At 28.1% G+C, this 25721-nt stretch carries 19 protein-coding genes; 10 read left to right on the top strand and 9 right to left on the bottom strand.

Translation table 11 applies throughout. The features are described from left to right. Positions 1–127: 127 nt before the first annotated feature. Positions 128–1321 carry a 2-oxoglutarate dehydrogenase complex dihydrolipoyllysine-residue succinyltransferase gene (gene odhB, locus LJI21_00750; GenBank protein WFW29833.1) on the top strand — a complete coding sequence of 398 codons (1194 nt, stop codon included), beginning with the start codon at positions 128–130 and terminating at the stop codon, positions 1319–1321. A gap of 428 nt (positions 1322–1749) precedes the next feature. On the opposite strand, the gene fumC is transcribed toward odhB, so the two are convergent. The 3 genes from fumC to LJI21_00735 form a co-directional block, all read right to left on the bottom strand. Continuing rightward, positions 1750–3141, bottom strand: a complete 1392-nt coding sequence (gene fumC, locus LJI21_00745) for a class II fumarate hydratase (GenBank protein ID WFW29996.1) — start codon at positions 3139–3141, stop codon at positions 1750–1752. Positions 3142–3373: 232 nt separating this feature from the next. Next, positions 3374–4114, bottom strand: a complete 741-nt coding sequence (locus LJI21_00740; protein ID WFW29995.1) for an alpha/beta hydrolase — start codon at positions 4112–4114, stop codon at positions 3374–3376. A gap of 23 nt (positions 4115–4137) precedes the next feature. Then, positions 4138–4668 (bottom strand): cytochrome c family protein, encoded by a 531-nt coding sequence (locus tag LJI21_00735; GenBank protein WFW29832.1) that lies wholly within the window; start codon positions 4666–4668, stop codon positions 4138–4140. Between the two features lie 164 nt (positions 4669–4832). On the opposite strand from LJI21_00735, the gene recJ reads away from it, so the two are divergent. Continuing rightward, positions 4833–6569 carry a single-stranded-DNA-specific exonuclease RecJ gene (gene recJ / locus LJI21_00730; GenBank protein ID WFW29831.1) on the top strand — a complete coding sequence of 579 codons (1737 nt, stop codon included), beginning with the start codon at positions 4833–4835 and terminating at the stop codon, positions 6567–6569. A 577-nt stretch (positions 6570–7146) separates the two neighbouring features. Then, the gene (locus LJI21_00725) at positions 7147–7950 is read left to right on the top strand and encodes a cytochrome c oxidase subunit 3 (GenBank protein WFW29830.1); all 804 of its coding nucleotides are present in this window, start codon (positions 7147–7149) and stop codon (positions 7948–7950) included. 589 nt (positions 7951–8539) lie between these two features. Here LJI21_00725 and ligA read toward each other — a convergent pair. After that, complete coding sequence (gene ligA / locus LJI21_00720) at positions 8540–10588, bottom strand: NAD-dependent DNA ligase LigA (protein WFW29829.1); 2049 nt, start codon at positions 10586–10588, stop codon at positions 8540–8542. 155 nt (positions 10589–10743) lie between these two features. Between ligA and surE the strand changes: the two genes are divergently transcribed. The 4 genes from surE (at position 10744) to nuoH (ending at position 15310) form a co-directional block, all read left to right on the top strand. Continuing rightward, positions 10744–11502 carry a 5'/3'-nucleotidase SurE gene (gene surE / locus LJI21_00715; protein WFW29828.1) on the top strand — a complete coding sequence of 253 codons (759 nt, stop codon included), beginning with the start codon at positions 10744–10746 and terminating at the stop codon, positions 11500–11502. 547 nt (positions 11503–12049) lie between these two features. Beyond that, the gene (locus tag LJI21_00710) at positions 12050–12253 is read left to right on the top strand and encodes a hypothetical protein (protein WFW29827.1); all 204 of its coding nucleotides are present in this window, start codon (positions 12050–12052) and stop codon (positions 12251–12253) included. Further along, positions 12238–14307, top strand: coding sequence for an NADH-quinone oxidoreductase subunit NuoG (nuoG, locus tag LJI21_00705; protein WFW29826.1), 2070 nt, complete (start codon positions 12238–12240; stop codon positions 14305–14307). The genes LJI21_00710 and nuoG overlap by 16 nt, the downstream gene beginning before the upstream one ends. Continuing rightward, on the top strand, positions 14291–15310 hold the full coding sequence (nuoH, locus tag LJI21_00700) for an NADH-quinone oxidoreductase subunit NuoH (GenBank protein ID WFW29825.1): 1020 nt from the start codon (positions 14291–14293) through the stop codon (positions 15308–15310). Before nuoG ends, nuoH begins: the two co-directional genes overlap by 17 nt. Positions 15311–16223: 913 nt before the next feature. Here the strand turns inward: nuoH and LJI21_00695 are convergent. From LJI21_00695 to LJI21_00685, 3 genes are all read right to left on the bottom strand, one after another. Next, positions 16224–17939 (bottom strand): ATP-binding cassette domain-containing protein, encoded by a 1716-nt coding sequence (locus tag LJI21_00695; GenBank protein ID WFW29824.1) that lies wholly within the window; start codon positions 17937–17939, stop codon positions 16224–16226. 120 nt (positions 17940–18059) lie between these two features. Further along, positions 18060–18377 carry a Grx4 family monothiol glutaredoxin gene (gene grxD / locus LJI21_00690; protein ID WFW29823.1) on the bottom strand — a complete coding sequence of 106 codons (318 nt, stop codon included), beginning with the start codon at positions 18375–18377 and terminating at the stop codon, positions 18060–18062. Positions 18378–18503: 126 nt separating this feature from the next. Next, the gene (locus tag LJI21_00685; protein ID WFW29822.1) at positions 18504–19841 is read right to left on the bottom strand and encodes a malate dehydrogenase; all 1338 of its coding nucleotides are present in this window, start codon (positions 19839–19841) and stop codon (positions 18504–18506) included. A 128-nt stretch (positions 19842–19969) separates the two neighbouring features. Here LJI21_00685 and pgsA point away from each other — a divergent pair, with 128 nt between their 5' ends. After that, the gene (gene pgsA / locus LJI21_00680; protein WFW29821.1) at positions 19970–20515 is read left to right on the top strand and encodes a CDP-diacylglycerol--glycerol-3-phosphate 3-phosphatidyltransferase; all 546 of its coding nucleotides are present in this window, start codon (positions 19970–19972) and stop codon (positions 20513–20515) included. 417 nt (positions 20516–20932) lie between these two features. On the opposite strand, the gene LJI21_00675 is transcribed toward pgsA, so the two are convergent. Both LJI21_00675 and LJI21_00670 read right to left on the bottom strand, forming a co-directional pair. Then, a complete protein-coding gene (locus LJI21_00675; protein WFW29820.1) occupies positions 20933–22123 on the bottom strand; it encodes a phosphoglycerate kinase in 1191 nt (396 codons plus the stop codon). Positions 22124–22179: 56 nt separating this feature from the next. Further along, positions 22180–23190, bottom strand: a complete 1011-nt coding sequence (locus LJI21_00670; protein ID WFW29819.1) for an NAD(P)/FAD-dependent oxidoreductase — start codon at positions 23188–23190, stop codon at positions 22180–22182. A gap of 363 nt (positions 23191–23553) precedes the next feature. On the opposite strand from LJI21_00670, the gene LJI21_00665 reads away from it, so the two are divergent. Beyond that, complete coding sequence (locus LJI21_00665) at positions 23554–24432, top strand: hypothetical protein (GenBank protein WFW29818.1); 879 nt, start codon at positions 23554–23556, stop codon at positions 24430–24432. Positions 24433–25209: 777 nt separating this feature from the next. Then, the gene (locus LJI21_00660; protein WFW29817.1) at positions 25210–25713 is read left to right on the top strand and encodes a hypothetical protein; all 504 of its coding nucleotides are present in this window, start codon (positions 25210–25212) and stop codon (positions 25711–25713) included. The last annotated feature ends 8 nt before the right edge of the window (positions 25714–25721 follow it).

Raw genomic sequence — 25721 nt, 5'->3', positions numbered from 1 at the left:
AATGTTTTGATATTTTAAAAAAATTTTTCTAATCTATAATAGATAACTAATTTTATTAGTTTATTATATATTTTTTTAGAGTATAAAATAGTTTATAACAAAGCTTGTGTAATATATTAAATTAATTATGAGCAAAATTATAGAAATTAGAGCACCAAAAACTCTAGGAGGCGAATCAATTACAGAGGGAATAATTAAAATAAAAAAAAATATTGGCGAACCAATAAAAACCGATGATTCAATTTTTGAAATTGAAACTGATAAAACAGCACTTGAATTAACTGCAGAAGTCTCAGGTCAAATAACCGAATTTTTCGTAAAGGAAAATGATATAATAAGTCCAAACCAATTACTAGCAAAAATTTCTACAGAAGATATAGAAAGCTCTATAGAAGATATAGAAAAAGAAGAAATAAAAAAAGAAAAAAATAAAGACGACAAGATTACTACTAAAAAAAATGCTCCTTCAGCATATAGAATAATGAAAGAAAATGAAATTACTACAGAAAATATTGACGGAACCGGCATTGGAGGCCGAATAACCAAAGCAGATGTAATCAACTATATAAATAACACAAATGTTGAACGCGCAGAAGTCAAAACAGTTGAAAATACAGTAAACAAAAAAGAAAAACGAGTGAAAATGAGTAAAATAAGACAAATAATTGCTACACGCTTAAAAGAATCACAAAATACTGCAGCAATATTAACAACATTTAATGAAGTTGATATGAAAAACATTGTAGATATTAGAATGAAATATAAAGAGGTTTTTGAAAAAAAATACGGAATAAAATTGGGTATTATGTCTTTTTTTATAAAAGCAACAGTACAAGCCTTAAAAGAAATTCTTGAGATTAATGCCGAAATTTCTGGCAATGAAATTATATATAAATATTACTATGACATAGGCGTTGCTGTTAGTACCGATAAGGGCCTTGTTGTACCAGTTATTCGAAATGCAGATCAAATATCACTTGCTAAAATCGAATTAATTCTTACCACTCTTAGTAAAAAAGCGCGGGAAAACAAGTTACAAGTATCAGAAATGGAAGGTGCAACATTTACCATTTCAAATGGAGGAGTGTATGGCTCACTCCTATCTACTCCAATAATAAATCCTCCGCAATCTGGAATACTAGGTATGCATTCAATACAAAATAGACCTGTTGTCGTAGGCAATTCAATTGAGATTAGACCAATGATGTATATTGCACTTTCCTATGATCATAGAATAGTTGATGGTAAGGGAGCAATAGCCTTCTTAATTAGAATAAAAAACTTCATAGAGGATCCAAGTAGACTAATCTTGGAAATATAATATTTTTAAACTACTGCAACTTACTTAACATATTGCCCCTACACTTTTTATATCATTAATTTTATCAATAATTATCTCTTTCAATAAAAGGAAAACGATAATAAAATGACTTCATTTCACAATTCGTTTAAATAAGATATTTAATTTCACAGAAATTAAAAAGTCATTTAACTATCATATTTAGGAAAATTTTATAAACTTAATCTTCTTTTCTTGAAATAAAATTATATATATATAATATAAAATTAACGAAAATTAACTTAAAAGCTAGAACCTCTCCTTTATGAATTGAGAGGAGAAACTACATAAAACATATCATCAATTTTATTATACTAAACCCACAAAAATCAAATTAAAAATTAACAAAACACCACATTAACTAATTAAAACTAACATTACCCAATGCGAAATGCGAAACCACAATAATATCACAAACCTACCATCTCTTCTGGTTTTACTATCTTTTCAAATTCCTTTTCAGTAAATAACTCAAGTTTTACTGCCGCTTCCTTCAAAGAAATATTTTCTTTATAAGCAAGTTTAACTATTTTTGCAACATTATCATATCCTATATATGGATTTAATATTGAAGCCAACATTAATGATCGATTTAACAAATCTTTTATTCTCCTTTCGTTTGCTTTAATGTCAATTAAACATCTTTTCGTAAAATTTGAACTTACATCAGTTAAAAGTCTTATAGACTGCAAAACATTATAAATTATCACTGGTTTAAATACATTTAATTCAAAATGACCATTTGAACCACTTATACTTACAGTAACATGATTCCCCATAATTTGAGCACATACCATAGTCACTGCTTCACATTGAGTTGGATTCACTTTACCTGGCATAATCGAAGAGCCAGGTTCATTTTCTGGTAATATTATTTCTCCAATTCCACACCTTGGACCGGAGCTAAGTAACCTTAAGTCATTTGCAATTTTCATTAAACTAACCGCTACTGTGTTAAGTGCACCACTCATTTCGACCAAAGCGTCGTTTGCTGCTAATGCTTCAAATTTATTTTCTGCAAGAATAAATGGAAGATTTGTAATCTTTACTACTTCATTAACAAAATTTTCAGCAAATCCCTTTTTAGTATTAAGACCAGTACCAACTGCAGTACCACCTTGTGCAAGCTCATATAAATTCTTCAAAGCAGATTTTATTCTTTCTATTCCCTTTTTAACTTGAATTGCATATCCAGAAAATTCTTGTCCTAATGTTAGAGGAACTGCATCTTGCAAATGAGTACGTCCTACTTTTATTATTCTTCCAAATTCTTGAACCTTATCATTCAATGCATTATATAATTCTTCAAGAGTTGGAATAAGAGAATAATTTATCTGTTTTGCTACTGCTATATGCATTGCAGTTGGAAAAGTATCATTAGATGATTGACCAAAATTCACATGATCATTTGGATGTACTGGAAATTTAGTACCTAAATTGCCGTTTAAAATTTTTATTGCACGGTTACTAATAACCTCATTCATATTCATATTAGTTTGAGTTCCAGATCCAGTTTGCCATACAACAAGAGGAAACTCATCCTTAAATTTGCCATCTATTATCTCTTGCGCAGCTATGCAAATAGCACTCCCAATTTCTTCATTTATAGCATTAGATTTTATATTCACACGTGCTGCTGCAAGCTTTACTATTGCTAGCGCTTCAATTATAGATTCTGGCATCCTTTCCGTACCAATCCTAAAATTTTCTAAAGAACGTTGTGTTTGTGCTCCCCAATAACGTTCATTTGATACTCTCACCTCTCCTAAACTATCATATTCTATTCTACTTCCCTTATACATAAAACTCTCCATAAATATATTAACTAAACCAACTATAATCTCCTCATTACATACAAATACAAAATATTAACAAACAAAACTTTCAAACTAAAAATAAACTACTCTTCACTATAACAATTTCTTTAACATATTACTAAACTGCCAAGAAGCATTTAACAAAATCTAAACTGATTGTTTAATTGAACTTGTATGTAAAACTTACAACTTTTTGCTTCTACTTTGTACAATATAATCAGGATATCAGTTCCCTAATCGTACGAAACAAAACTCTCAATGAACAACCATCAGACATGTTATGCTCTGCTGACTTTATTAAATGCACTTCGACATCAGTTGATTTAATTTTTTCGGCTAAACTCAATGAAACTTGATAAGGAACTTTTTCATCACTAAAACTATGTAACAAACGTACAGGAAGATTTATTTCTATAATCTCTTTATTTAATAAAAGATTTTTTCTACCATCTTCTATCAAATTTTTAGTTATTGTATAAGTACAATTTCCTGAAATAAAATCTACTGTACCATGCGAATTAAGTTCTTCTTTTTCCTTATTTGATAACTGCTTGAAAATTAAATTTTCAGTGAAATCAGGAGCAGATGATATACCGATTAATGCTGCAATTTTTCTTGGAAATTGAAGAGCAACAAGCAACATCAGCCATCCTCCCATACTAGAACCTATAATTATCTGTTTACCACTAGTTAACTCATTGAGTACTTTAACGCAATTCTTTTGCCAATCACTTATTGTATAGTGAACAAAATCACCACTTGAATAACCATGACCAAAATAATCGAATAATACAAGCGCTATATCATTTTCTCTACAAAATTTATAAATAGCAGATGCTTTAACTCCATTCATATTTGATGCAAATCCACCAAAAAAAACTACGGAAGCTTTTTTTCCACATAATTTTCGATATGATATATAATCACCATCTTTAACAAATAATTTACAATAATCCATACCTATATTCATAATTTATATATTTATTTTGGTAAATCAACAGGATTATCACTTAATTGACGTAAATAACTAATTAAATCAGCAATTTCTTGTGGATTGGATATTCCTACAAATGCCATACGTGTACCTCTTATATAATCTTTTGGATTTCTTAAGAAAGCAAATAATTCTTCGTATCCCCATTCTCCACCCTTTTCTAATATTGCCTTTGAGTAATTAAATGAGCTACTAAAACGTGCCTTTTTACTTTTAACTATGTTCCATAAATTTGGTCCTACCTTATTTGTTCCACTTTTTTCAAAACTATGACAAGCTACACATTTTTTTGCCCCTAATTTGCCTTTCTCAAAATTAGCATTCTGCATAAGAGTCACGATATCAAACGCTATTTGTTCAATTTTCTGCTGTAATTTACTATCATCATGCACAACATTACTATTTTGATATTGAATTGCATCTCTCTCTGGATTATAAAATATATCAACTAAATTGCTAACTATCACAATAATTAACCCAGAAAACAAAATCGACGCTGCAACCTTATTAAGATCCATAAAATTCTTCACCAATAATTTTAACTAAATTATGCAATATTTTTTATAAACAACAAATGATAATTAAATTAAATTGAATATTTCAAGCTTAGTTTTTATAGATCTAAATTAAATAGATATAAATTAAAAATCCTGATAAAGTAATTTTGTTTCAATATTAAAATATGTTACTTGACAATAAAAAATACAGTGTAATAAATGCAATATGGAAATTATACGAAGTAGATGAAAAAAAAGTTTTAAATATTGTTCAAAAACTAAAAATACCAAAAATTCTAGCTAAAATACTCACTGCTCGAAGCATTGATATAAAAAATATAAATAATTTTTTACACCCGACAATTAAATCATCATTACCAAATCCATTCCACCTTCTTGACATGAAAAAAGCTATTTGTCGAATAATATTAGCAATAAATAACAGCCAAAATATAGCAATATTCGGTGACTATGATGTTGATGGTGCAACGTCATCAGCACTAATTAATAAATATCTAAAAACAATTGGTATACAATCTACAATCTATATCCCGAATCGTATCAATGAAGGATATGGATTAAATACAGACGCTTTACTACAACTTAAAAAAAAAGGAACCGATTTATGTATCTCAGTTGATTGCGGTACACTTGCATACCAACCTATAGAAAACGCCAAAAATTTCGGTCTTGATATTATAGTTATCGATCATCATCTTTGTACAGAAAAACTACCAAATGCTGTTGCGATTATCAATCCAAATCGCCTAGATGAAAATTCACCTTGTACTAATCTTGCAGCGGTTGGAGTAACATTTCTACTAATTATTGCCCTCAACAGCAGCTTACGTAAACAAGGATTCTTTATTGATAAAGAAGAGCCAAATTTATTTAATCTATTAGATTTAGTTGCTCTAGGTACTATTTGTGATGTTATGCAAATCACTGGTCTTAATAGAGCATTTGTTTCACAAGGATTAAAAATTATATCAGAAAAAAAAAACATCGGATTACGTGTTTTACTTAATTCTTTAAAAATTTTCAAGAAACTAAATGTTTCTCAACTAAGTTTTAATATTGGACCATGCATAAATGCTGGAGGAAGAATCGGAGAAGCATCTCTTGGCGCAAAACTACTCTCTACAGAAAGTGAAAAAGAAGCACATTCTATTACACTAGAATTAATAAATCTAAACAATAGAAGAAAAAAAATGGAAAATAAGGCTGTTTTAGAAGCTATAACACAAACAAAAAAGCTTATTAAATTAGGTACAAATTTTATAATGGTAAGCGGTAAATGGCACCAAGGCATTATCGGCATAATTGCTTCAAAACTAAAAGATAAATTTTATTTGCCAACAATAGTAATATCTTTAAACTATAATGAAATAGGAAAAGCAAGTTGTAGATCTATTCCTGGAGTCAATATTGGAGCTACAATTCATTCAGCAAAACTTATAGATCTAATTATTGAAGGTGGTGGACATAGTGCTGCAGCAGGATTTATAATTAAAAAAAACAAGATAAATGATTTATATAATTTTTTTACTAAAAAATTTAAGCATTTTACATATAACAAAACTTTAAAAGTTGATGACATAATAACTACTAAAACTGTAAATCTATCTTTCTGGAATCAACTGCAGCGCTTAGAGCCATTTGGCGTTGGTAATCCTGAACCAAGATTTGTTATTAAAAACGTAAAAATTAAAAATCCTAAAATCATAGCAATTAATCATATAAAGTGTTTCATTTCTGACGGGCATGCTATAATTAAAGCTATTGCATTTCACTCTGTAAATACACATCTTGGTTTCGCTATTATGAATAATAATATCAAGGCTGTTCTAGGTAAAATATCTATGGATTATTTAAATAACAATATACAGTTTTTAATAGAAGATGCATTAACTATTGATTAATTTTACTTTAAACTTCGACAAATACCAACAATATCAAAACTCAAACTAAAAAATCTTTATTTTATGTACTTTCATATAGTTTATATCCTCTTCTTCAAGAGAACACAAAATAAAATATAAAAAGTTCAAACTCTCTAAAAATATATATATCCTTTAAAAGAAAATAATATGTAGATATCTAACTTTTCCTATAACTTATATAAGTAATATAAAACTTAAAATACAAAAAAAATACTTTTAAAATTTAAAATTTAATAATACATTAAAACATAAAAAACTTTTTAATTACAATTCTCCAAATAATTTTTATAAATTAACCTTACATATTAACTTTATAATATGCACCCCATTATTAGAAAGCACCATAAAATAAAGAAAAATAAACTTTTAGTTACTTTAAAGTCAATTTAACTTTTTAAAAAAACTTTAAAAGTCTATACAAAAATACTACTAAATTTAATTTTATTATTACTTTATTAGTATAAAACTTATCATAAACTATTAACAGTATAGAATTGACAGTTTTAAAATAACTTATACGCTATAATACACATATGTTTTTATAAACAAATTTTTTATGAAATTAATAGATCCAAGTCCTTGGCCAATTTTCCTATCAAAAGCAACTCTTATTTTTGTCTTTGGATTAATTGGTGCGTTTCGTAAACAAACTTTCGGAATAATTAGTCTAATTCTAGGAACGTTCATAATATTAGGAGTATTATTTCATTGGTGGAAAGATATAATAAAAGAAGCCATATATGAACCATACACCAAAGCAACAAAAAAAGGATTTAGAATTGCAATGTATTTATTTATTCTCTCAGAGGTTATATTTTTTGCGACATTCTTTTGTTCATTTTTTAATGCCTGGCTCGATTCAACTTTTTTATTTGAAATATCATCCCATATAAAAAAAATTGATTGGCCTCCCAATGGGATTCCACCACATGATCCATGGTCATTACCATTTATAAATACATTAATATTATTACTTTCCGGAACAACTATTAACTGGACACATCGCTGTCTATTGGAAAATGACAAAAAAAATATGATTAAAATGCTACTGATAACTATATTGCTTGGATTATTATTCATAATAATACAAGCTATAGAGTACTATAAAACTAATTTTTCCTTAAGAGAGATGGGAGAAAAAATAATTTATATATCTAATTTTTACATAATTACAGGATTTCATTGTGCACACCTCATGATAGGGATGCTATTTTTATTAATATGCTTATTCAGGGCTCATAGAAATCAATTTACACCTCAAAATCATTTATGTCTTGAATTTGCTTCATTATATTGGCACTTCATAGACATAGTTTGGATATTTTTGTTTATATTTATTTATTGGCTAGGTGGTTCTTAGAACCTAAAATCAAGATTTTACTAAATAGAAAAATAAAACCATTTAATTTTAAAAACAAAATCTAGATTTATATACTCTATCTCTATAAATTAGTTTGTATAAAAATTTTTTATAAATAAGTGCCAATTTAACAAAAATAACAACTTTTATATTTTCTATTAAAATATTAATTAAGATTTTAATACGCAAAAACTTCTCTGATAAAATTAAAGATCCTAAACTAAAATCTAAACATATAAAGAGTTACTAGTTAAAATAAGTAAAACATAAAAACAACTATAAACTTTTATAAATCTTCCTATAAAGTACATCAATAATAAATTGATTAAAATAAATTATATTTTGCAATACAAATGAACAATTATTAAATTTAAAATTACCAAAATATGTAAATTATTTTGATGTTCTCATACCAAACTAAATACATACAATTAATAATACTCTCGTGTTGTAAAACATAGCAGAACAAAATAATAAATTACACCCCACCCCCTTGGTATCCCTCATAACAAAATAATCCTGAAACTAATTCTTTATACTATTTTATATTCTTCTGTTTCTTTATATACTCTATCTATACTAAAGATATTTAATCTCTAATTATTTTATTCCATTGATGCTCATCTAAAACTTCTATCCCCAATTCTATTGCCTTTTTATACTTAGATTCAGAACCTTCTCCTTTAATTAAATAATCAGTTCTAACAGAAAGATTTGAAGTAATTTTTGCCCCTAAAGTCTTAGCTCTCACTTTTGCTTCCTCTCTACTCATAGAAAATAGTTTACCAGCAAAAACTACAACTTTATTATTTAAAACAGAACTTCTAAAATTAACATTAACAGGAAGAATTCGAACATGTGTAACAAGATCACTTAACATCTTAATATTGTTTTCCCTAGAAAAAAAAAATCTTAAGGATTTAACTACTTTATCCCCTATACCGCTTATACTCATTAACTCGTCAATAAAAAACTTAGCTGTTTTTTTCTTTGTATTATATAGTAGATCTCCCTCAAAATTATTTGATAATAATCTAGTCATTGAATTATACCAATTAGTATAAGAAAAATAATAATTTGCAAGCAACTCTGCTACAACCTGACCTACATATCTAATACTTAAAGAAAATATAAACCTATCTAAAGTCACCACCTTCCTATTTTGTATAACATTCAATAAATTGATTATTGATTTTCTACCAAAATTAAATTGTTTTCCAACTTTATTAAGTTCACTTATTTTTCTTTCTAAGATAAAAATATCTGGAATTCTTCTTATTAAACCAAGTTTATAAAAAAAATTTATCTGTTTTTCGCCTAAACCAATAATATTAAATGCATCTCTTGAAGCAAAATGTCTTAATTTCTCTATTATTTGAGCTTTACATGTAAATTCCTCAGGGCACCTTATTGATATTCCATCAATCTGAACTTCACTATCACATTCTGGACACACTTTAGGAAATATAAATCTAGGCATACCAGCACAACGAGAGTCTTTGTCTACTTTAATAATTTGAGGAATTACATCCCCTGCTCTTTTGATCATTACAATATCCCCTTCTCTTATATCCTTGCGTCTTATTTCATCTCGATTATGTAAACTTGCCCTACTAATCAATACTCCACCTATATTAATAGGAACTAAATCTGCAACAGGAGTCAAAATTCCAGTTCTACCTACTTGTATAAATATCTTATTTAATTTTGTTTTTGCATAAATTGCAGAAAATTTATATGCAAGTGCTGAACGTGGTGCTCTACGAGTATTTCCTAAACGACTCTGTAAAATTACATCATTTACTTTATAAACCACCCCATCAATATCATAATCTAAGTTATAACGACGATTATACATCTCATTATAAAATCCCAACATTTCATCTAAATTGCTTACTAAACAACGATGCTCATTCACGCAAAAACCAAGTCTTTCAAGCTTCTCCAATATTTCACTTTGACTTCTCTCTTCTCCACCAATCAATGAATAAGTAAAATACTTAAGTGGTCTATCTGCCGTAACACTTGAATCTAATTGCTTTAAAGAACCAGCTGCTGCATTTCTTGGATTAGAAAATTTTTTGCTTTCATTTAACTTCAAAAAATCACTATTACTAATATATATTTCTCCCCTTACCTCTAATCTTCCAACGCACATACCTTGTAAAAATTTAGGAAAACCTTTTATTGTTGCTACATTACAAGTAACATCTTCTCCTATAAAACCATCTCCTCTAGTTGCAGCTTTAATAAATTTTCCATTATCATAAATTGCAGAAAATGACAGTCCATCAATTTTTAACTCACATAAAATTTCTATCTCTTTTTCAATTAAAAACCTTTTTATTTTGCACAAAAACTTCTCTACACCTTCTTCATCATAAGCACTCTCAAGAGAGAGCATAGGTTCATAATGTTTAATCTTAGAAAACCTTTTATCTGGTATAGCGCCAATACCATCCTGAACAGTGTAATTCCATGAAAATTGTTTTTTTATATCAATTAATTTTCGCTTTAATTTATCATACTCAGCATCAATAATTCTTGGCTTATTATCTCTATAATACAAAGTATTATGATAATTTATCTGCATTTGCAATTTTATGATTTTTTTTCTCAATTTTTCTAAATTAATCATAATATAGTATCTCTAATACCATAAATAAAAATTTAAAACCTCTACATCAATCTTTTAAAACTTTATATTTTATATTTAAATATAAAGTAAAATTAATTATATCAAAAAATCAATAAGAAATTGCAAACAACTCAAAGTTAAAGTATAAAATTTATATGGTAACGTTAATAACGAATGATGATGGTTATAAAAGTGAAGGAATAAAATTACTAAAAAAAATTGCACAAAACTTTGCGTCAGAAATATGGATAGTAGCACCAAACTCTGATAGAAGTGGAGCAGCAAGATCTCTTGACTATTTAATAAGTCACTCTATTAAAATAACTCAGCACAGCAAAAAAGAGTTTAGTATATCCGGAACACCTGCGGACTGCATTATAACTGCACTAAATAAAATCATGGACAAGAGACCAGACTTAATATTATCTGGAGTAAACATTGGATCAAATGTCGGAGACGATGTTTATTATTCTGGAACAATTGGTGCAGTTATGGAAGGCGCTGCAAAATCTATACCCTCTATCGCAATAAGTCAAGTATATCACAACCATAATAGAATAAACTGGCACAATACAAAAACTTTTGGACTAAAAATTATTACTAAACTTATTGAAGTTGGATGGCCTAAAAATATAGCTATGAGCGTAAATCTCCCTGATATAGAAAAAATAAAAGGAATAGAATTTGTTGAACAAGGTGAATATAATAACATTGATGGAAATCTAACCTTTATAGAAAATCCAGATGGTTCTTTAAACTTAAATTGGTCTCGAGAATATTCAGGTAGTGGAAGTGTAGGTAAAATAAAAGAAGGATTCATTACTATTACACCAATAAAATTGGATTTTACAGATTATGATACACTAAATATAATGAAAAGTTCTTACGCAGATAAATTTTCTCATAGCCAATAAAACTCCTTATAATAGAAAAGTAAAATATTGTTCTTGTAATTTTATATTTTTTAAAAAAACCCCTAAGTCCAAACCTACATTTTAACATAAAAAATAAATTAAGACTAATTCTAAATTTAGGAAAAACACTCAACAAAAAATCAAACAGTATATTTATTTATACTACTTAAAGTAACTCCATTTAGCTTTTGACTCCATAAATTAAAATTTAAATCTAATAAGCTTAACATCAAAACTATTTAACTTTCCAACAAAATTTTCCAATAACTAGAGAAATTACCTTCGATAAAACATTTAAATGAATGTACAATAATTTATAATATAATTTCAATTAACAAATAAAGAAATTCTCTGCACTATGCAAGCAAATACAAATAATATTTATTATAAAATTATAATACTCTTAATATTGTTGACTCCTTATTTTCTCTTTGCAAGAGAAACTCTCTCTCCCATAAAAGTCAATTTAAAATTCAATTTCAATTTTAAATATTGACGTTATACGCTTAAATGCTAAAATAAAGCCAAGAAATTTTATAAAATATATATGGCAACAATAACAAAAACAGCTAGTAAAAATAACCTTGTTCAAAATCAGAAAGTTAAACAAAAAACGTATAAAAGTAAATATGTGAAACCTGTAAGATATATAGATCGTGATCTACATGTAGATTATATGTCAGCTGAGTATGAAAATGGTAATATCGTTCAAGATGAAAATAATAATCCCATAAAATGGAAAGCAATATAACTTCAGACTTTGTTAAAATTACCATTAATTCTAATGAATATGAAATAGATGCTGGGCTTACCATAATCCAAGCATGTGAAACAATAGGTATTGAAATACCGCGTTTTTGTTATCATAAACGTTTAGCAATTTCTGGTAATTGTAGAATGTGTTTAGTTGAAGTAAAAGGCTTTTCTAAACCTATAGCTGCCTGTACAACACAGATCGCAAAAAATATGATTATTTATACTAACACTCCAAAAATCAAAAAAGCACGCGAAGGAGTATTAGAATTTTTATTAGTTAATCATCCACTTGATTGTCCAATTTGCGATCAAGGTGGTGAATGTGACTTGCAAGATATAACAATAATCTATGGAAGAGGAGTTAGTAGATTTAGTGAATATAAAAGAGCCGTACCAAAAAAACACTTTGGACCATTAATAGAAACTGCAATGAATAGATGTATACATTGCACTAGATGTATCAGGTTTTTATCTGATATTGCAGGTACAAATGAACTTGGAAGAATTGGTAGAGGAGAAAATATAGAAATCAGCACTTATATAAAAAAATATATTAACTCCGAACTGTCTGGAAATATCATAGACCTTTGCCCTGTAGGTGCTCTAACTTCAAAACCTTACTCTTTTAAGGCGCGTCCATGGGAATTATCGCATTGCGAAACTATAGATGTACTTGATGCTGTGGGAAGCGCAATAAGAGTTGACTATCGGGGCCCAGAAATTATGCGAATACTACCAAAACTTAACGAAGAAATAAACGAAGAATGGATATCGGATAAAACTCGTTTTGCTTACGATGGATTAAAAGTACAACGTCTTGACAAACCATATATAAAAAAAGACGGTAAATTAATCCCAGTTGATTGGAATAGAGCATTAACTGCCGCTGCAGAAAAATTAAAAAATACAAATCCAAACAAAATAGCTGCAATCGCAGGTGACCTAGTAGACTGTGAATCTATGCTCTTACTAAAAGATATGATGCATAAACTTGGTTCAACAAATATAGACTGTAGACAAGACGGTGCAAATCTTATACAAAGTAATCGTGGATCATACATATTTAATACTACTATTCAAGGTATAGAAAATGCAGACTTATGTCTTCTTATAAATACAAATCCTAAGATAGAAGCACCAATCATAAACGCTCGCATAAGGAAAAGGTATTTACAAGGAAATTTTCTTATAGGAAGTATTAGCGCAAATACCAAGTATTTATATCATGTCGAAAATCTAGGGGATAATCCTAATATTCTACATGATATAGTAAAAGGAAACCATAAATTTTGTAAACTATTAAGCGCCGCTAAAAATCCCATGCTCATCATTGGACAAGATGCATTAATAAGAGATGATTCTGAATCGATTCTAGCCCTAGCTGGTACAATTGCAGAAAATTTTAATATGATAAGAGATGATTGGAATGGTTTTAACGTACTACACAAAGCTGCAGCACGAGTTGGTGGATTAGATATTGGATTTGTTCCAACAGAGAGTTCAAATAATACTAATCAAATCATAAAACAAGCAAAAAACGGTAATATAAAAACTATTTATCTCCTAGGTGCAGATGAAATTGATGTACCAAAATTAGAAGATACATTCATAATCTATCAAGGCCATCATGGCGACAAAGGCGCACACATAGCAGATATTATTCTTCCCGGAGCTACATATATAGAAAAATATGCAACATATGTAAACACAGAAGGACGAGTACAAAGAACAAATTTAGCCACATTTCCACCTGGTGAAGCAATGGAAGACTGGTTAATTATTAAAAACTTATCTCAATATTTGGGCTTTTCTCCTCAATACAAAAACTTATCTGACGTAAGAAAAAAATTAGATACTATGGGTTTACAATTTAAAAACACTAATCAAGTAATAAAAAATAAATGGACTTCAATTGTTTGCGATAAAATAAAACTAAGTAACACTCCTTTTATATTAAAAAAATTTAATTTCTACATGACAGATTCTATAAGTCGTGCTTCAGAAACAATGGCAGCCTGTACTAAAGCTTTCTATGGATATACTAATTAATACTTTAATTGTTTTAGTATTACTACTATTTTCAGTTGCATATTTAACGTATTTTGAACGTAAACTTATTGCTGCAATCCAACTAAGACATGGTCCCAGTACAGTTGGACCTTTCGGGTTATTACAGCCGTTTGCAGATGCAATTAAACTATTAACTAAAGAACCAATAATACCACTCAAGGCAGATTCCATATTATTTGTTATAGCTCCAATACTTACTTTTATTCTAGCACTAATCTCTTGGGCAGTTATACCATTCGGTAGTAAAATAATTATAGAAAATGGACAACAAATAATATTTCCTAAGACGATAGCAAATATTAATGTTGGAGTACTTTATGTGTTAGCTGTATCCTCTTTGGAGGTATATGGTATTATTATCGCTGGTTGGTCGAGTAACTCTAATTATGCTCTCTTGGGTAGTATAAGGTCAGCTGCTCAAATGATTTCATATGAAGTTCCAATAGGACTAATAATTGCCACAATAGTTATCACAACTGGCACACTAAATCTAGGAGAAATTGTTATAATAAAACACAGTATGCCGTTTTGGATTAATTTATTACTTATACCTATGGCAATAATATTTTTTATTTCCCTTCTTGCAGAAACTAATCGACATCCATTCGATTTACCAGAAGCTGAAGCAGAACTCGTTTCTGGGTATAATGTTGAGTATTCATCGATGCCATTTGCCCTTTTTTTCTTAGGAGAATACGCAAACATGATCTTGGCAAGTGCTATGATGACAATATTTTTCTTAGGAGGATGGTATCCTCCTTTAGAATTTAATTTTCTATATAAAATTCCAGGTTCAATATGGTTTATTTTAAAGATAACTTTATTATTAACCATATTTATCTTAATTAGAGGAACAATACCTCGATATCGTTATGATCAATTAATGCGTCTCAGTTGGAAAGTATTTCTACCAATATCAATAATTTGGTTAATACTTATTTCTGGAATTTTACTCTTTACTGGAAACCTACCAAACAACTAAAAGTCACAAAATACAATACCAACAAAATACATATCTTTTTTTTGTAATGGATGAACAAACTTCTTTCTTAATTAAAATCTGAAACTCTGTTTTGACTATAAAACTCTATAACCTTATTTAAATAGAAAAATTTTAATTATATATAATGACCCCCCATATTCTTTACTATACTTTATCATATATAAAATTCCCTATCTTTTTATATCAATTTTCTAATTAAGACAAAAGTATTTATAACTTAAATATCAAAATAAAATTTAAATAATCTACATAAAACATAAAACATATACCAATTTTATAATTCCTACTTTCTTAACAACTAAAGTTTACACTAAATATCTCAATACAAATTCTACAAAATATTAATAATAAAACCCTACTCAATTTCACATTTCAAAATACCCAAATAAATTCCCATACAATTAATAACCTAAATTCTAAACTCCGCCATGAAAATTAAACTTTTAATAAAGTATCATCAATAAGAGAGAGCTTTTTAGTAATCTCAAATACCCATACCTTCTAATTAAAGAAAGTTAAAATCAATGATTTAATATTTTAATCACTTCTAACTAAAACAAAATATATGAATACAAATCATAGTAACGATGAACAATAAAACATCAAAACTCTATTTTTATTACAACTAAAAATCTATAAGAATCCTAAATTAATAAAAAGTGCTCCCACCCCAAATAGATAAAAACATTGCATCAAATGATTAAATAAAATACTAGTAATTCTTAATAATTAAGTCTTTTAATTATTCAAAATCAAAAACAAAATTTATTTATCACACTATAAATATAGTCATAATTTAACACAACTTCCTATCATTAATAGAAAAACCAATAAAACCAACCCCCTTTCTTGTGTATAATATAAATTATACAAAATAATAAAACTTTTCTCCTTATATCTTCCTCATCTTTACTAACTTCGCATATAATCCATTTTCTCTTATTAAAGATTCGTGAGTTCCTATTCCCTCCACCTCTCCGCGATTAATCACTATAATTTTATCAGCTTTAAAAACAGTTGATAGCCTATGAGTAATTATAATCGTTATCCTATTTTGCATTAACTTACTCAGCGCCTCTTGCACAAAATCTTCACTCTTATAATCAAGAGCAGAAGTCGCCTCATCTAATACTAAAACTTGTGGATTTCTTAAGATGGCTCTTGCTATTACAATACGTTGCTTCTGTCCTTCAGAAAGCTTCAGCCCCCCTTTTCCAACAAATGTATTAAACTTATCAGGTAATTTATCAATAAACTCCATAGCATAAGAATTAATAGCTGCCCGTCTTACTTCTTCATACTCGGCATCTGGTTTACTATGCAATATATTCTCCATTATAGAACAAGAAAATATTACATAATCTTGCGGCACTAAACCAAATAATGACCTAAGACTACTTAATGCAATTGACTTAATATCATATCCATCAATAGTAATGCTACCTTTAATAGGATCATAAAAACGAAGTAAAAGTTTTAAAAGCGTACTTTTACCACTACCAGATAGTCCAACGATCGAAACCGTTTGACCAACTTCTATAGAAAATGATACATTATTTAATGCAAACTTATCAGATTGAGATTCATAAGAAAATGTTATATTATTGAACGAAATTCCCTTTTGAATACTACAAATCTTCATAGAACTATCATAATTTACTATAGAATTTTGCATATTCTTAAACTTAAATAAACGCTCTACTATCCCAAAACCACGTTGTAAATCACTAATATTATCACTTATGTTATTTATAGCTCCTGCTACAAGTGCTGAATAAAATACAAATGATGATAATTCTCCAATAGTTATATTTTCACTTAAAACCTCTTTAATACCAAAAAAGATTAAAATAATCAGTGAACCTATTACAAACAAGATAATCAAAGTTACTAGAACAGCACGCAAAAATATTAACTTTGTATATGATACTGATACTAAACTCAAATACTTTTTAAAACGCACTTTTTCATTTTTCTCTAATACAAACGACTTAATAGTTACTATAGACCTAAAACTCTCTTCACTGAATAATGCAAGTTCACTCAACTTACTATGAACTAGGCGCGCACAATCGCGCACTTTACTTCCAATAAAAACCATAATAATAAATAACACAGGTATTATCACAATTGCGCACATAGTTAAATGTAAATTCGTATATAGCAGCATAACGACACTACCAACTAGAATTATAAAATTTCTAGATATAGTAAGTAAACTGCTACTTATTATAGTCTGTAATACAGATGTATCAGTAATTAATGCTGAAATCACATCCTGAATACTAACTTTTTCAAAAACACTTGGCTGCAAATCAACAATATTACTATATATATCATACCTTATTTTCGAAACAACTTTTTCACTACCAATATTAATAAAATACAACCTGATAAATGCAGTAAAAGAAATAACTAAAACTACAAATAATGCAATCGCCAACTTCATAATAAAATCGCCTTTTATGCCGGAATCAACTATTACACTTAGACCTCTACCAAAAATAAGAATCGTTAAGGCTGAAAATAAAACCGCAATAAAAGCTACAATAAAATAATTTAAACTAGGTTTTATATAATAAAACAACTGCTTAATATTAGATCGCATTTTTAAAAATCTTCAAATTGACTAACGAATCCCAATATTATGAAATATACAAAAACTATATACATTAGAGATTAATTTTTACACAAAACAATTTAAAAACAACAACCCCTAAAACCTTGTTTATATAACCTTTTTTTCTTCCAATAAACTACGCAGTTCACCTCTTTCATACATCTCACGAATAATATCGCAACCACCAACAAAATCCCCTTTTATATATAATTGCGGAATTGTAGGCCAATTAGAAAATCTCTTTATGGATTGACGTATTTCATCACTCTCTAACACATCAACAAATTTAAATTTGATATTTAAATCTTTGAGAATCGATACAACAAGTCCAGAAAACCCACACTGAGGAAAATCAGAAGTACCCTTCATGTAAAGAACCACATCATTCTCTTTTATATCTTTCCTTATTTGTTCAAAACTATCCATAAATTACCTCTAATTATCCAAATAACCAACTTCAATTATAACTTATTATTTTATAAACTTATCTACACATAACCTTTTCAACTATGCTACTTATCATTATATAACTTTAATTTTTTAAACTCAAAATTAATCTAAACAATTGTATCCTCGTGAAAACATCAGATTTAGTGTATCAAGAGAACTTGCAAGACGGGATTTTAATCGATTTTCATACTCACTCCAATCTCGTATTGCCTTTTTAGCAACACCAGAATATATTGCAGCTTTTGCGACCGCAGAAGAAACCGTTGAAATTAATCTGGGATCAAATGGAGTTGGTATTATGTACTCACATCCATAACTCATTTTACGTCTATTATAAGCTGTAAATATCTCATCAGGAACTGGTTCACGAGCAAGTTTTGCTATTGCGTATGCAGCTGCAATTTTCATCTCATTATTTATCGTAGTTGCATGTACATCAAGTGCTCCCCTAAATATATAAGGAAATCCCATTACATTATTAACTTGATTATTATAATCCGACCTGCCGGTTGCAATTATTGCATCTGGTCTCACAATTTTCGCGAACTCAGGCTTTACTTCTGGATCAGGATTAGCAAGGGCAAAAATAATTGGATCTTTGCTCATACTTTTTAATACTTCTTCACTTAACACATCTTTTGTAGATAATCCTATAAATATATCAGCACCTTTTATCACATCAACTAAAGAACGCTCTTTAGTACTAATTGCATGTTTTTCCTTCCACGCATTCATATCTTCTTTTCGACCTTTATATATTACTCCTTGTTTATCACACAACACTATATTTTTAGCACCCATAAATCTCAATATTTCTAAACACGCAATTCCTGCAGCCCCAGCGCCATTCATAACAATTTTAACATTTTCCAACTTCTTTCCAGTAATATCAAGTGCATTCTCTATTCCAGCTGCAACAACAACTGCAGTTCCATGTTGATCATCATGAAATACCGGAATATTCATTAATTTACTCAGACGTTCTTCTATTATAAAACAATCAGGAGATCTTATATCCTCTAAATTTATCCCCCCCCAACTCGGTCCGAGATATTTTACAGCATTGATAAAATCCTCTACATTTTCTGTACCAACTTCTATATCAATTGCATCAATATCAGCAAAACGCTTAAATAAAATGGCCTTACCTTCCATAACTGGTTTCGAGGCAAGAGGGCCAATATTCCCGAGTCCAAGCACTGCAGTACCGTTTGAAATAACAGCAATACAGTTACTCTTTGATGTATAATCATATACTAAATTAGAATTCCTAGCTATTTCAAGGCATGGAGCTGCAACTCCAGGAGAATAGGCGAGTGATAAATCATATTGAGTAGATAATGGCTTTGTTGGCAAAATAGATATTTTACCAGGATTACCATCTCCACTATGATATCTGAGCGCCTTTTGTTTTGTAATACAATTTAAATTGTTATCCATTATGTCTCGACCTAATAATCTCCTTTTAGAATAAGAAATTTTTATAAAAATTCAATTGTAAAACTATTGACTTGTGAAGTGTGTTTTACTCATGTATAAATTTATAATACCGCACTAGATTTAACTGCATGTTTAAGGAAAGCTTGCCTAATTTATTAACAATCTCTCGTGCACTTGCGGTACCAGTAATAATATTAAGCTTTTACTTAGAAAGTAGGTATGCAAACTTAATAACAATATCAATTTTTATATTTGCTTGCATTACAGATTTTTTTGATGGTTACTTAGCACGTGCATGGAAAGTACAATCAGAATTTGGCAAACTATTCGATCCAATTGCAGATAAATTAATAGTTGTTTCAACAATAATAATGTTGATCTATATACATAAAGTCAATGATTACATGATAATAGCAGCAGTAATAATAGTTTGTAGAGAAATATTGATTTCCGGCTTGCGAGAATTTTTAATCGCTACAAATATCAGTTTACCAGTAAATAAAACAGGAAAAGTTAAAACATTTCTACAAATGCTTGCAGTAATAACTTTAATAATAGATAACTACAGAATAATTCAATACGTAGGTATAATTTGTTTATGGATTGCAGCTATTATGGCTATATGGTCAAGCTATAATTATATTTTAATTAGTATTAAACGAATCAATAATTAAATTCTAATATCACTTCAGAACAATAGCAACAAACCAATTAAGAATTGATAACCTAATTTTTCAATTTTATTTTATATTATTTTATTATAAAACTTTATTAACATCCTCACATTTCACAATTACTTCCCTTAATTTCTTTTATTTCTACCTTTCAATTCACCATCAGTCATTCGTGCATCTCTCCCTTAATGTTCTGAATTAAACTACTCTTTTAAAATTAAGACTTTTCTATTTTATAAGTTTTTATAACCAACATTCTAGTATAGCTACGCATATTCTATAAAACACACAAAATTTTATAAACTCCCACTAATAATTAATCCCTTAATCTCTCTTATTTAAGAGATAATAGAATCTTTGTTCTCTTCTCTACTAATGAATAAGAGATAACCATAAATAAAAGCACACTTTAAGATATTAATTACGTAACACTGTAACTCCAGGCATTTCACCTCCACTCACCCAAGTTAAAAATGCACCCCCACCGGTCGAAACATATGTAAAATTTTCATTAGTAAGACCAGCAATACTCATTGCAGATAAAATATCTCCACCTCCTATTACACTGGTTAACTTCTTTTTACTAGTTAAATCACTTACAACTTTCATTACCTTTATCGTTCCATTTGCAAAAGCTGGATGTTCAAAAGCACCAATAGGACCATTCCATAAAAGAGTCTTGCTATTCAATATAATATTACTTATTAAAGATAAAGTCTTAGGTCCAATATCTAAAATTGTATCATCACTTAAAACAGATTCTATATTTCTTAAAATACAAGTTCCATAATCAAAGTTCACTGCAACCAAAACGTCCTCTGGTATAATTATTTTACAATTATATCTACTTGCTGTCTCAATAACTCTACAAATAAGATCATCAATTCCTTTATAAAAAAGAGATCTACCTATATTTACTCTGTTGAATAACAAAAAATTATTAGCAATTGCACCTCCAAGAATAAGATAATTAACCCTTTTTACTAACTTAACAAGCATTTTTACTTTAGTTATCACTTTCGTACCACTAACTATTGCAGTAACAGGCCCGTTAAATGATGCTACAAATTTTTCAAGACATTCTAATTCATTTTGTAAACAAAATCCTGCATATGAAGGTAAAAATTCTGTAACGCGTGAAATAGAAGCATGAGCCCTATGAGAACAAGAAAACGCATCATTTACATATATATCTGCTATTGATGCCAATTGCTTAGCAAAGCTCAAATCATTTTGTTCTTCCTCTTTATAAAACCTTAAATTCTCTAATAACACTATATCTCCTCTATCCATCTTATTTATTACTTCCAATACTTTTTTGCCAATACAATCATTAATAAATTTTACTTCTTTATTCAAAAGTTCTAATAAAATTAGAACTATATTTTTCAATGATAAACTACTATTTTTAATTTTTGGACGTCCAAAATGGGATGCAATAATAACTTTTGCATTTGCATTCACTAGATATTGAATAGTAGGCAACACCCTCAAAATACGAGTAGTATCACGGATTTTCCCATTTTCTATTGGAACATTAAAGTCAACTCTAACTAAAACAGCCTTATTATCAAAATCACAATTCTTTATGCTACGTATATTAACCATAAACTTTTTTATTAAAACATAAAATTTTCTACGTACACATTTAATATTTAACTTAACTAATAAATACCATCCTTCGCTTTTAAGGTTGAGTATTGAAAAAAATTAACCGAAGAGCCGTGTATCACTTTATGTATGTCATAACAAGCCATAGCACTTTCAGCAAAACCACTAAGTATCAACTTTAATTTACCAGAATAAGTAGCTATATCACCAATTGCGTATACTCTATCCCTACTAGTTCTAAATGTGGTCTGATTAACAACTATACGATCACATTTTGTATAGACACCCCAATTACTTATTGAACTCAAACTTACTGACAATCCAAAAAATAACAACAAAAAATCAACGATTATTTTTCTTTCTTCTCCAGAAATAATATTTTTTATTATTACTGCATTCAACTGACCATTTTTCCCTATTAATCCATATAATTGGTACGGTACTATAAGTTCTATTTTCCCATTATTTACAAGCAACTCAATCTCATTTTTAATTCTAGTAACACAACGGAATTCTCTTCTTCTATGCACTACATAAATTTTCTTTGCAACTTTAGAAAGCTCTATAATCCAATCAGCAGCTGAATTCCCCCCTCCCGCAATAATTATGGTCTTATCCTGAAAATCGGAAATTCTACTTACACTGTAAAATATAGATTTATTTTCATACTCTAATATACCATCAAGTGGTGGACGATTAGGTTCAAATGTTCCATTTCCGGCCGCAATAATAATCGCTTTACACTTTATTTCTGTACCTACATTTGTTACTACAACAAAATTTTTATTATCGTTACTTAAAATTTTTTCTACTTTTTGACTTAAATGATAAATAGGCTTAAACATCGAAGCCTGCTCCATTAATTTTTCAATTAACTCTTGACCAGTAATTATAGGATGACCTGGTATGTCATATATAGGTTTTTCTGGATAAAGAGCAATACATTGTCCACCAGCTTGATTCAAAACATCTATAATATGACATTTCATATCTAACATTCCAGCTTGAAAAGCTGTAAATATTCCAACAGGTCCCGCACCTACTATTACAATATCAGTTTCCATACTTTATTTCTTATTTAAGAATAACTATACAATATAAATAAAATTAACCTACAAAATAATAGTAACCTTTATAAAAATAAACTTTATTAAGTACACAAAACATATTAAAATATAAAACAAAAATTCTAGTAAACTTTCATAAGTAAAATTATCGTTTTTACTTTATTTTAAATCCAAAAATAAAAACTAATTAATTTTATCCCTGATTTCAATCACATTGCATCAATTTATTACTAGTTATTACTAGTAAAATAAAAAACTCACTCTTTTAACTTTAAAAAATATTATCTAAAAGTAGAAATAAAAACTTGATTTTTACATACTAAAAATAGTAAAACTCAACAGAACATGAGATTCATTTTTATGAAAAAAGAAATTTTTACAATCGTGGATGGTTACTGCTTTTTTTTTAGAGCTTATTATGTATTACACCATTTAACTACTACAACAGGTATTCCAACAGGTGCAGTATATGGTTTTTTGAACATGATTTTAAAATATATTACTCACTCTGATTATTTAACCATAGCACTTGACTCTGGTAAAAAGAGTTTTAGACACAATTTATACTCTAAATACAAAGCAAACAGAATAACACCTCCTAAAAATTTGATTGCACAATTTGCAATTTTAAAAAAAGCATTAAAAGCTTTTAATCTAAGCTATGAAGAAATTAAAAATTATGAAGCAGATGACATAATTGCAACATTGGTTACAAAATATACTACTAACTACTACAATTTTAAAATTATAGTAGTATCATCAGATAAAGATCTACTCCAGCTTTTGAATCAAAATATTTCAATATTGGACCCAATTAAAAACATGTATATAAATGAAAAACAAATAATAGAAAAATTTGGTGTAAGTTCTGATAAGCTTCTAGATTTATTTTCTCTCATCGGAGATACATCTGATAATATCCCAGGAGCTCTAGGCATAGGCAAGAAAACTGCAATTAAATTGCTTAATGAATTTGGTTCTTTAAATAAAATTTTAGAAAATATTACTAATATCAAACAAACAAAAATACGCGATATTCTCATCAAAGAGAAAGAAAAAATACTAATATCACAAAAACTTCTTTTACTCTGTAAAAAAGTAAATCTTCAACATAATATATCAAAATATAGAATACATCCCCCAAATATGGGAAGATTATTTTCATTTCTGGAAAAATACGAATTTATTTCACTAATAGCAAAACTAAAAAACTTTCAAAAACAACAATACAAAACCTAATAATCTTAATTATAAAGGAATCAAGATTTTAGAGCATTGTATAATTTTGCGAGATAAATTATAATTTTTTTGTTTTTCTTCTGGTGTAAAGAATAATTCATTAAATAAACCTTTTATTTTTAATAAAATTTCTGCATTATTATACACTAATCACTTTTAATAGATAAACTTTTAAACATTAAAATCATTTAAAACTCAAACTCTAATAAAAATATTTTATAGTAACTGGATGATAAGTATTAAAATTAAAACTTAATATAGCTCTCTCCACCTATTTTAAGGCCAATTAAGTAATATCCTATAAAAGGGATATAGTTAATAAATTAATCAAAATATGCTAAGATGGAAAAACAGAACACCTATATAATCACCTATCCAAGACAAAATCCTTTATAACTTAAAGAAAGTATCAAATAAAACAAACGATCACATAAAATTATTAAAACTATATTCAAATATTAATCTCTCTCTTTTAAAGATTTTAAGTTACTCTCCTAAACTATATATAAAGATTATCATTCTTCTACTCACTAAAATAAAATTTTCTCAATCAAAAAATTAAAACAAAATCATATCTAATTATCCCATTTTAAATAGAAGTAAAATCTAGTAATAACAAGAAAAATTTATAAAATGATTTTAAAAAAAGCACTTGATAAGATGTGTAAATAATATGTATAACGAAATACAGATGTATAAGATCAAAAGTTAAATTTTTTAATAAATACTTTGAAATATTAGAACAAAATGAGTCTTAAAAACTTCTCTAAAATCTTAATGACTACATTAATAAAAAAGATACAGTTTTTAAACAAAAAAGAAGAAAATGAGTTACCACTTAGTGATGAAGAAGTAATAATAATGTTCATACACAAATTTTTTCTTCCCCTTATTTTTTTTGTTTTCACAACGTTAATCTTTAGCATTAATCCCATTGTAATGAGTATTGCTATTATTGGACTTCTACTTACAGAGATAAATGCAATCAAGAATCTTTTTTTAAATAATAAAAATGGCACCCTATATTGCCCCGGTATTGAAGAAAAAAAAGAAAAATGGAACAATGAAGTTAATGACAAAATTTACAAATTTTTAAAGACTCCAATTGAAATAGAAAAAAAAAACAATCATCCTACTGCAATACAAAAATCAACTTACTTAAAAAAGGACAATAATTATAAACAACCTGATGCTGGTACAGTGTTAGAACAAATTAACATAAAACCTACTTTAAAAGAAATTTTAAAAAATAAAACTCAAAATTACTCATCTCTTTTCTAACAATTTTT

This window comes from Wolbachia endosymbiont of Menacanthus eurysternus (assembly GCA_029715105.1).
Classification (GTDB): Bacteria; Pseudomonadota; Alphaproteobacteria; order Rickettsiales; family Anaplasmataceae; genus Wolbachia.
The sequence above is the reverse complement of the archived record's forward strand: the minus strand, read 5'-3'. Positions and strand labels throughout refer to the sequence as shown.